This window comes from Peribacillus sp. NPDC056705 (assembly GCF_043656335.1).
In genome coordinates, this window is sequence record NZ_JBHTYI010000130.1 from 1 (window position 1) to 1,943 (window position 1,943).

The window sequence follows — 1,943 nt, forward strand, 5'->3', positions numbered from 1 at the left end:
CTTTGGAATCTCTACCACTTCATTCTGAGCCGTATTGGTTGAATGCGTTGATTCAGATTTCGTAGTCGTCGAAATATGATTAGAGAATTGTATGATAGAGTAGGTATAGTAGGAAACGATTCCCAAGATTCCAATGGACAATAAGAGCATGGTATATTTTAACCATTTTCTTTTCATAGTTTCGTTAACATCCTTTCTGTTTGACTGTTTGCATATTTGACCATTCTAGCAAAATAATAAACAAAAATCATTTTTTCTCATAGAGACCAGTAGGGGGCGGTCCGAAGCAGGATTGGAATGAATCGGTAGCCAGCCCTGTTCATGGGCCTATATAGTCTTGTTGTACTTGGGCAAATAAAAAAAGGAGAGCACTCCCGATGTTCTCTCAGTTCAGGTTGAATCAACCACGGACCACGAGAAGGGAGCACTCCATACAATGTATTCTGTTTTAGCGCCGATATTCCTTTACCTACTGGCGGGGCATCTCGGTTTTTTAACCGTTGAGCCTCCTTGAAATAATAGAGTGATCATCATAGATTAATAAGAATATATTGACATATGGAGTCGGAGGGTTATACATAATGACAGGCTTGGCACTTTTACTTGTCTTAGGTTCAGGTTTCCTTCATTCGGTATGGAATCTGTACACCAAGAAAAGCATCAATAAGAATGTCTTTCTATGGTTTACGCAACTAGCAGGCTTTCTGATCTTTTTACCATGGGCGATCATGGAGTGGGATCACTCGGAGTTAGCTGGTCCAGGTGCATGGTTTTTGTTGGCCTCTGTCGCTTTGCATGGGTTATATATCGTGTTGCTAGCTGCAGCCTATACCATTGGCGATCTGTCCCAAGTATATCCGATTATGCGAGGAACGAGTCCGTTATTGGTCCCTCTGCTCGCCGTTACCTTCCTTCATGAGCAGCTGTCAATCATAGGCTGGCTGGGGGTTATCGCGATTGTGCTTGGAATTGTCTTAATGAGTAATATTAACTTCCGTGGGAACAAGCAAGGTTCTACCTCGTACAAAGCACCGCTCATGGCGTTGGCTGTAGGAGGTTGTATTGCCAGTTACATCATAGTGGATAAGATCGCCTTAAGTTATGTATCTCCTGTGGTATTGATCGAAGCAACCAATATCGGGAATGTACTGGCTCTTTCATGGCTTGCCCTGAGGTCAGGTGGCATAGGTCTGGAGTTGAAATCCAATTGGAAATCCATTAGTTTAGGTGGGCTTATCGCTCCTGGGGGATATTTACTGTTCTTGTTCGCCTCGTCGCTTGCACCTGTAGCGCAGCTTGCCCCGATGCGGGAAATCGGGACGGTGTTCGGAACGTTCATGGGCATTTTTATATTACGGGAGAAACAAGGGGCAAGGCGAATCTTCATCTCACTTCTTATTACGCTGGGTGTGATCGTCTTGGGTTTATGGGGATAAACGCTTTGGTGAACATTGAGAACAAGACTCATTCCAGCACATGGAATGGGTCTTGTTTGCATGGTCTCAAAGTCAGGTCCAGCGCGCAGCCCACAGCTTCATTTCCTTGCAAATGACATGAAGGTCCATGCCTTTTGGGGTCAAGGTGTACTCGACAGTTACCGGAACGGTAGGGAACACTTCACGCTCCAGCACGCCCTGTTCTTCCAGATGGCGAAGCGTTGTGGTCAGCGCCCGTGGACTGACATTGGGGATTTGCCGCTGCAACTCGCCAAACCGTTTCGTGCCTCCGAAGAGCTCACGGATGACGAGAAATGCCCATTTTCCGCCTAAGACTAGTAACGTTTTTTCGATATTGCATTCGATATGTTCGGGTGTTTTAGGGATGTAGCTGCTCGATTTATTCCCCATTTGAAAGGCTCCCTCCGGTATTCTATTAACTATACTCAAGTATATTAGCTATCCTTATTATAATATAGTGAAGAACATTTCACTTCTTCCCTAAGA

2 protein-coding genes are annotated in these 1,943 nt (G+C 44.9%); one reads left to right on the top strand and one right to left on the bottom strand.

All coding sequences use genetic code 11. The features are described from left to right. Positions 1–581 precede the first annotated feature (581 nt). Positions 582–1,436 (top strand): DMT family transporter, encoded by an 855-nt coding sequence (locus tag ACFRAK_RS28130; RefSeq protein WP_394573058.1) that lies wholly within the window; start codon positions 582–584, stop codon positions 1,434–1,436. Positions 1,437–1,508: 72 nt separating this feature from the next. On the opposite strand, the gene ACFRAK_RS28135 is transcribed toward ACFRAK_RS28130, so the two are convergent. Beyond that, on the bottom strand, positions 1,509–1,847 hold the full coding sequence (locus tag ACFRAK_RS28135; protein ID WP_071221283.1) for a winged helix-turn-helix transcriptional regulator: 339 nt from the start codon (positions 1,845–1,847) through the stop codon (positions 1,509–1,511). Positions 1,848–1,943: the final 96 nt, after the last annotated feature.